At 66.5% G+C, this 7,387-nt stretch carries 7 protein-coding genes; 3 read left to right on the forward strand and 4 right to left on the reverse strand.

Features of this window, described 5'->3' with window-relative positions; translation table 11 throughout:
* Positions 1 to 69: 69 nt before the first annotated feature.
* The 3 genes from DB30_RS33185 to DB30_RS33195 form a co-directional block, all read right to left on the reverse strand.
* Positions 70 to 396, reverse strand: coding sequence for a type II toxin-antitoxin system RelE/ParE family toxin (locus tag DB30_RS33185; RefSeq protein WP_052556676.1), 327 nt, complete (start codon positions 394 to 396; stop codon positions 70 to 72).
* 17 nt (positions 397 to 413) lie between these two features.
* Positions 414 to 584 carry a hypothetical protein gene (locus DB30_RS33190; protein ID WP_153258440.1) on the reverse strand — a complete coding sequence of 57 codons (171 nt, stop codon included), beginning with the start codon at positions 582 to 584 and terminating at the stop codon, positions 414 to 416.
* A gap of 136 nt (positions 585 to 720) precedes the next feature.
* Positions 721 to 2,166, reverse strand: a complete 1,446-nt coding sequence (locus tag DB30_RS33195) for a trypsin-like serine protease (protein WP_052556678.1) — start codon at positions 2,164 to 2,166, stop codon at positions 721 to 723.
* 280 nt (positions 2,167 to 2,446) lie between these two features.
* Here DB30_RS33195 and DB30_RS33200 point away from each other — a divergent pair, with 280 nt between their 5' ends.
* Both DB30_RS33200 and DB30_RS33210 read left to right on the forward strand, forming a co-directional pair.
* A complete protein-coding gene (locus tag DB30_RS33200) occupies positions 2,447 to 3,499 on the forward strand; it encodes a hypothetical protein (RefSeq protein ID WP_146661716.1) in 1,053 nt (350 codons plus the stop codon).
* A 170-nt stretch (positions 3,500 to 3,669) separates the two neighbouring features.
* Positions 3,670 to 4,857 carry a hypothetical protein gene (locus tag DB30_RS33210; protein WP_205633125.1) on the forward strand — a complete coding sequence of 396 codons (1,188 nt, stop codon included), beginning with the start codon at positions 3,670 to 3,672 and terminating at the stop codon, positions 4,855 to 4,857.
* A gap of 402 nt (positions 4,858 to 5,259) precedes the next feature.
* Here the strand turns inward: DB30_RS33210 and DB30_RS33215 are convergent, their stop codons facing one another.
* On the reverse strand, positions 5,260 to 6,813 hold the full coding sequence (locus DB30_RS33215) for an HAD-IG family 5'-nucleotidase (RefSeq protein ID WP_052556683.1): 1,554 nt from the start codon (positions 6,811 to 6,813) through the stop codon (positions 5,260 to 5,262).
* Between the two features lie 126 nt (positions 6,814 to 6,939).
* Between DB30_RS33215 and DB30_RS33220 the strand changes: the two genes are divergently transcribed.
* Positions 6,940 to 7,332: a hypothetical protein gene (locus DB30_RS33220; RefSeq protein WP_146661718.1), complete on the forward strand. Its 393-nt coding sequence runs from the start codon at positions 6,940 to 6,942 to the stop codon at positions 7,330 to 7,332.
* The last annotated feature ends 55 nt before the right edge of the window (positions 7,333 to 7,387 follow it).

A 7,387-nucleotide genomic window follows, 5' to 3' on the forward strand; every position in this document is an offset into this window, starting at 1 on the left:
GGTCGTAGGAACTGGGCTGATGCTGCGGCCCCGGATTCGCGTCGCGCTCGGCGACGAAGTCGAACTCAGCTACTCCTCATCGCGGAGGATACGCTCGATGTTGCGAGCCGAGTGAAGCACACGAACGACATCGAAGTAATCGTCACCTTCGTGATAGAACACGAGGTAACGATTGAACGCTCCAGTCAGGGGCCGCCATCGCAGGAATGCCAACCTCGGTCCACCCCATCCGAGCCTTGGGTATGCGGACGAGGCTTGGCAAATGTGCTCAAACGTGGCCTGGGCCGCCTCGACGAAGCGAATCGCTGCCACCGGGTTGCGCTCACGGAGGTAGTCCACGATGGCGTTCATGTCATCGCGGGCTGCGGGCGTGAGCCTGTAGCTGCGAGTCTTCACGCAAATCCAGCGCGAGCTCAGCCGCTCTTGCGAATTTCGGTGTTGGCCAGAGCACGCCGCCGCAGCGCTTCCCAGTCCTGCTCCGTGAGGGGCGTGGGTTCGCCGCTGTCGAGGCCGGCAAGGAGGAGGACCTTCAGCTCTTCCTTACTGGCGACGGGCTTCGCAGGGTCGTGCGGCTTGGTGGCCATCGAATCGAGTGTACCCCAGGCCGCGACGCGACGCGACGCAACGCGACCCCGGTTGGGGCGAGGCGCGAGAGCTCCATGCTCCCGCCGCAAGCGAAGCGTCGCCGAGACCGCCACGCCCGATCGCACGCGCGCCCAATTACCCGTCGCGGCGGCGGCGGAGCCCCAGCAACCCCAACCCCCCCAGCAACCACCACGGCCCAGGCGAGCCCTCCGTGGAGTTGCACGCACACCCAGCGCCATCGTCATCAGCACCAAAGTCCGCGCCAAAGTCGTCCCCACCAAACGAGGTCCCCCCATCATCACCCGACCCCCCATCCCCATCCCCATCACCCGTGTCCGGGTCGGGCTCAGGCTTGGGCGGCACCTCGGTGTCGATCCCGATCGCAACCGGCTCCGACTCGACGATGTTGCCCGACCAGTCCTCGGCGACCGCGACCATCGTGAACACGCCGGGCGTCACGAAGTTCGCCTTCAAGAATTCATACGGGTCGGCGAGGTCGCTGGCCACGTCGCCCCCGTTGATCTTCAGGCGCACCTCTTTGATCGAGAAGCCGTCGGGGTGCTTGGCCGCGTCGATGAAGATGTCGACCTCGCTGTTGGCTTGAAACGTGTCGCCCCACACCGGCGAGGCGATGGACACGCTTGGCAGCTGGCCCTCGTCGAAGTCATCCCACGCGTTGCCGCATACGTCGCTGACCACGCTCGCTGGCGTGCCCGCGCACCACGAGGACCAGTCGCCCACGCCCTGGTTGGGCGTCAGCGTGTTGAACCCGCCGCACAGCGGACCGGGTGCCCAGTTGCCTTCGGAGTCGGTGCACGGGGTCACGTCGAGCCCGCTCTCGGCTTCGAGCCAGCCCAGCGCGCCCTCGAGCAGCGCGTGGGTGCCGTTGCCACCGCAGCCGCCGCTCACGGTCGACGCGATGCCAAAGGTCCGCCAGCTGCCGTCGGGGAATTGCACGTAGGCGGGGCCGCCAGAGTCGCCGGGACACACCGAAGAGGTGCCGCCGCCGCCAAGCACGACCTTGTTGCCCGGCTTGTCGACCGCCAGCAGATTCGTGAAGCCCCAGTTCTTGACCCCGCTGCTGCCTTGCAGGGTCTCGCCAAACCCGACGACGGCGACCTGTTGGTTGATCTGAATGATCGTGTTCTCGCACGGGCCCGAGACCGGCGGCGTGATCGGCAGATCCGTGACCGGGTTCTTCAGCCGACAAAACGCCCAGTCATGGCCCTGGTCCCCCGTGCCGCCGTAGTCGGGGTTGGTCATGCAGAACTGGACCGACTCCGTGCGCCCACCCGAGAACGCGGTCTCACCAAAGCGAATCGTCTTGTTGCCCGCGCCGCAGTGGGCCGCGTACACAACCAGCTGCGGATGGATCAGCGTGCCGGTACACAGCCCGCCGCCGCCCGTGACCGCGACCGCGGTTGGCCACGCGCACTGGCCAACGCCCTGGCCGTTGGCGATCAGCGGCTCTGGGTGGAGCGCTTCGATGTCCGTTGGCGGGCTGGCCAGCGCGAGGCCGGGCAGCGTGAGCGCGAAGGTGAGGGTCAGGAAGGCGAGAGTTGGGGGGTGACGCAAGCCCATGAGCACGAAGAGTATGCCGGGAAAGGCAGGTTTGTTTCATATAAAACCCAACAATTCAGCTCAGCGAGATCTCTCGCTCGCCTCTGGAGGCTCGCGGCGTCGTGGAGCCCAGCTAGCGGCCAGAACTCGCCAGTTTCGGCCGTGAGCTGCCGCCACGTCGACAGCTGCGCAGAGCCCGTCTGCGAGCAGAACCGAGCTTGCGGCCAACGCGGGCGCGCACCTGGCTCTCGAGTTGCCTGCGTAGCCCGGGCGCCGCGTACGCTGCACTATCGTGTACGACATGCCGACTCGAGCGTGGACGGTTCTGAGCGTGTCGCTGTCGCTCGGGCTCGGGCTCGGGCTCGGCGGCTGCAAGCACGAGGCGCCGGTTGTGTCGGAGCCGGTCCGGGCCGGCGCCGAGCCGACCGGGGTCGCGCCAGCGATCATCGTCGAGGCCCCCCCGCAGCCGATCGGGTGCCAAGCCACGACGCCCAGCGGTGGCATGTTGTTGGTCCCCGAGGCCGCGCAGTGGCTGGTGCGGATCGAGCCGGCGCAGGTGATGAACTCCGGGTTTTGGTCGGTGCTCGGCGCCAAGGTCGAAGCGGGCGAGCTGTCGGAATTGTTCGCGGGCCTGCGCGAGTGTGGGATCGAGCCCGCGGCGCTGCGCGATGTGTTCGTTGGGTTCAATCCGACCACGGAGGACTTCGTGCTCATCATGCAGGGCCCGGCGATCGGTCAGCCCGAGCAGGCGACCTGCGCCGTGCAAGTGATGCGTCGCCAACTGCCGGGCGAGCAAGCGGTCGAGGTCGAGGCCTCGCTCTCACCGGGGCAGTTCGGCGGACCGCCAACGATCCCCTTCGACGACGGCGTCGCGTACTTGATCTCCCCCGACGAGCTCGTGCTGACCAGCCGTGGGTGGCAGCACGAGGTCGCTCAGCTCGCCCAGTGCATGGGCCGGCCCGCGCTGCAGTCGACCGCCGACGCCAGCCTCGCGCGCTTGATCTCCCGGGTCGACACCCACGCGAACGCGTGGGCGATCGGCCGGCTGCCCCCAGAGGTCACGTCGATGTTCATGATGATCGGCTTGGCTTCGGGCGAGCCATACGATCTCACGGTGATGTTGGACTTCAGCAGCGGGCTTGGCTTCGACCTCAACCTGAGCGTCGACGCGGCCGCGAGCGCCGAGCAAGGACGGGCGACCGTGCAGGGCATGCTCGATGAGTTCGCCGCGAGCGGTGAGCCGAGCCTCCAACAGTTCGCCGCGGGGATCCACGTCGAGGCCAACGGGCCCTCGTTGCGGATCCACGGCTGGTACAGCCCCGATCAACTCCTGATGTTGCGCGATCAAATTTGAGGCGGCCCCGACCGGCCGAAGTGGTGAGCGAGACGGCAGATCTCGACTTGACACCAAGTGTCACAGGGCGCGTTCGGGATCGCCCCGGCATGCGCGATTTCGATCTTGGATCACGCGCTGCCGCCAGGTTTTCCGGACTTGGCGCGCCTCATTCGGCCTAAGATGGGGCCATGATCCGAATGAACAGGTGTCTGGGATCCCTCACGCTCGCGCTCGTGGTCGGGTGTGGAGGCGGAGCCAGTGACGGGAGCGGAGGCAGCGAAGGGACGGGCAGCGAGACCGCGGAGGGCTCCGATCAAGAGGGCAGCGCGGAAGGCTCTGACCAAGAGGCCAGCGGCGACGGCGACGGCGACGGCGACGGAGACGGCGACGGCGACGGCGACGGAGACGGTGACCCTGGTGACGGAGACGGCGACGGCGACACCATGGGCGACGGCGACGGCGACACCATGGGGGACGGAGACGGCGACGGAGACGGAGACGGCGACACAGCGGGCGACGGAGACGGCGACACCAACGGCGACGGCGACGGGGATCCCGACGGCTGCGCCAAGGTCGACTTCTTGTTCGTGATCGACAACTCGATCTCCATGCTGCCCGAGCAGACGGCCCTGACCGCCGCGTTCCCAGGCTTCATTCAGTCGATCGAAGATAGCCTCGACACCGACGATCACATCCTCGTGACCGACACGGATCTCACCGGTTGGTGCACCCCCGGCAACTGCGCCAACCCCAACAACCTGCACTCAACCTGCGAGGGTCCAAACGGCTACGCGTGCACCATGGACGTTGGCGAGTGCGACATCACCCTTGGCGCCGGCGTCGTCGAGCCAGCCGGGCAGGGGGCCAGCAACATGTTCTGCGACCCGTTTGGTGGAGAGCGCTACATCCAAGAGGACGAGCCCAACAAGAACGATGTCTTTGACTGCATGGCCCACGTCGGCCTGGCCGGCTCCCCCAACGAGCGCCCCATCGACGCGATCGTCCAGGCCGTCAGCGACCCCCTCAACGCCCCTGGCGGCTGCAACCAAGGCTTCTTGCGCGACGACGCGATCTTGGTCGTCACCTTCATCAGCGACGACGACGGCAACAACGAGGTCAACTCCCCGCAAGAGGCGTTCAACGCCTTGCTCGCAGCAAAGGGCGGCGACCTCGATCGCATCGTCACCCTCGGCCTGATCCCCGCCAACGACAACAATTGCTCGTTCACCCCCGGCGCAGGCGATCACTGGCTCGAGTTCATCAACATGTTCGGCGATCAGGGCCTCCACGGCCCCAGCTGCGACGACGACTACGTGCCCTTCTTCCAGGGCGCCGTCGACGTCATCGTCCAAGCCTGCCAAGCCAACCCCATGTAGCTTCACGATTCCCCCCGGAAGCCCAGGAAGTTCACCGCGCCCATCGAAAGCGCCACCTCGACCACACCAGCCGAGGTAGATGCTCGCCAACGGTACAATGAGCCCCCTCCCAGGGGGCCAATCATACAATAGCGAACAAACGCCCCCGAGGAGCGAAGCGACCAGACGATCCCCCTCCCAGCACCACCTCGACCACATCAGCCGAGGTAGATGCTCGCCAACGGTACAATGAGCCCCCTCCCAGCCGAGGTAGATGCTCGCCAACGGTACAATGAGCCCCCTCCCAGGGGGCCAATCATACAATAGCGAACAAACGGCCCCGAGGAGCGAAGCGACCAGACGCGCCAGCGGCTGCAGTCGGCGAAGTCTAAGGTCTATGTGGGGGTCTAAAACCCTCGGGGTCTAAGACCAATGGGGCATTGCGCCGTGGGGGGCGCGGAAGTAGCGGTGCGGGCTCACGAACAAGAAGTTGCTCACCCGACTCGTATACAAACACGCATACTCTTCGAGCTGCGCCCCAAAGAAGCTCGAGTCATACCGCTCGGCGAACACCGACCCCCAGTAGCGGTTAAACGCCCGGTCAACCTCCACGCTGCGCTGCTTGACGTAGCCGGCGACCGAGTCCTCGTGGGCGCGCAGCCGCTTGAGCCGCTCGCGGGCGCGCACGCGGATCTGGTCGAGCAGCGCGGCTGACTGGTCCGGGGTGAGGGGCTGGCCCTGGGCCAGGTACTCGCGGCTGAGCTCGTTGGCGTGGAGCAGCTCGAGGCCGCGCTGCAGGTAGCGCTGATCCGAGACCTCTTCGCTGAGCCGCTCCCACAGCTCCGAGAGGGTCAGGATCTCTTCGAGCGCGACGTGGTAGTCGTCGCGGACCGGCATCTCGCGCTCGAGCTCGTCGGCGATCAGCAGGGTCCGCCAGCCCGAGGTCTTCTTGCTCTGCACGATGTCGCCGTAGATGTGGTCACCGACGTAGAGGATCTCGTCGGGTGACACGCCAAGCGCCCGCTGCAGCCCCATCTGGTTGCCACCTTCGTACACGCGGCCCTTGCCCGGCGTAGCGATTGGCTTGGTCGACTTGCGGCCGGTCGCAACATCGATCTCCCAAAATGGCTCGGTGTCCGTGAAGAACCCTGGCTTGCGGCTGCCCACCACGCACCAGTCGAAGTAGCTGGTCCAGTCCTCGTAGGCGTCGTCTTCGCCGCCGAGCAGGTAGCTCATGACCGAGTTCGTGTAGGGGAACAGGCTGTTGGTCAGCAAGAACAGCTTCTTGCCGGCCGAGCGCAGCTTGTGAAGCGTGGGCGCGAGGTCGGGATCCTTGTCGAAGTAGGCGGCGACGTTGGCCTTGATCCGCGACTTGATGCTGTCGTCTTGGTGGGCCTCGTCGATCGCCGCGCGCACGGCCGTCCACGCGCTCGCGTAGTCCGGCGGGCCGCCGGGGCCCCACGCTTGCGGCTCGCTGTCGATCAGATCCACGACCGCCGCGTAGAGCGTGACCTCGGGCAGCGAGAACAGCGTGTCGACGTAGCTGAAGCGCGCACGCTCACCGCCGACCCGCTGCGAGCGATAGATGTCTTTTCGCTGGCTTCGCTCGAGCATGGTCCGCCCGTGGTACACGCGGCCGACGTAGCCGTGGCGGTCCATCTTGAGCAGGTTGCCGCGCAGCTTGTCGACCACCAGCCCACGGATCGCAAACTCGGGATCGGGCTGAACTTGGTGAAGGACCTTGGGCCAGCCTTGCGCGACCAACTTGACCACGGTGGTCTCGAGCGAGAGCGCCTCGAGCTCGGTCTGGCGGTAGCGCGCGAGCGTGTAGTCCATGTCGAAGCCCACGACGGGGACCTGCTCGAAGTCGAGATCGCGGTTCGTGAAGATCCGTCGCGCGCGTGGGGTCTCGTGCTCGTGCCCAACGTTGCGAAGCAGCCTGCGGATTGGATCTGGGAGTTCCTGATCGCTGGACATTCGTTGGGCTAGCGTAGCATCCGGCCCGGCGCAGCGGCGCCTGAACAAGCGAGCCGCCCGCGGGTCGCCATGCGCTCCTGGCTGAGCCCAATTGCACGCGGGTGCGAGACCCGCGACACTTGGCGCATGCGATCCGTGCGTCGAGTCCTCGCGCTGTCTCTCGTGTTTGCTGCCAGCCTGACGTTGACCCTTGCCTGCGGGGACTCGGGCGTCGAGGCCGACGAGCTTGGTGTGGGCGCGGAGTGCTCGGCCGCAGCCGACTGCTTGGACGGGCAGACCTGTCTGGCCCAGTTCAAGGGCGGCTACTGTGGCATCGAAGACTGCACGTTCGATGTTGACTGTCCCGAGGGCTCGGCGTGCGTCGCCCACGAAGACGGCAGCAACTACTGCTTTCGGATCTGCACCAACAAGAGCGAGTGCAACGCCAACCGTGGGCCCGACGTGGAGTCGAACTGCTCGTCGAACATCACCTTCACGGACGGGGGCGGCGGCAAGGCCTGCGTGCCGCCGTCGGCCTAGAGCGGCTATCAGACACCTTCGCGGCGCTGCGGAGGCGCTCGCCAAACCTCCGAAG

The organism is Enhygromyxa salina (genome assembly GCF_000737335.2).
GTDB lineage: Bacteria > Myxococcota_A > Polyangia > Nannocystales > Nannocystaceae > Plesiocystis > Plesiocystis salina_C.

What these genes read in the sequence shown, in the direction of transcription:
- DB30_RS33195 (WP_052556678.1), bottom strand. Translation starts at nt 2,166, where the DNA reads ATGGGCTTGCGTCACCCCCCAACTCTCGCCTTCCTGACCCTCACCTTC.
- DB30_RS33215 (WP_052556683.1), bottom strand. Translation starts at nt 6,813, where the DNA reads ATGTCCAGCGATCAGGAACTCCCAGATCCAATCCGCAGGCTGCTTCGC.
- DB30_RS33200 (WP_146661716.1), top strand. Translation starts at nt 2,447, where the DNA reads ATGCCGACTCGAGCGTGGACGGTTCTGAGCGTGTCGCTGTCGCTCGGG.
- DB30_RS33190 (WP_153258440.1), bottom strand. Translation starts at nt 584, where the DNA reads ATGGCCACCAAGCCGCACGACCCTGCGAAGCCCGTCGCCAGTAAGGAA.
- DB30_RS33220 (WP_146661718.1), top strand. Translation starts at nt 6,940, where the DNA reads ATGCGATCCGTGCGTCGAGTCCTCGCGCTGTCTCTCGTGTTTGCTGCC.
- DB30_RS33210 (WP_205633125.1), top strand. Translation starts at nt 3,670, where the DNA reads ATGATCCGAATGAACAGGTGTCTGGGATCCCTCACGCTCGCGCTCGTG.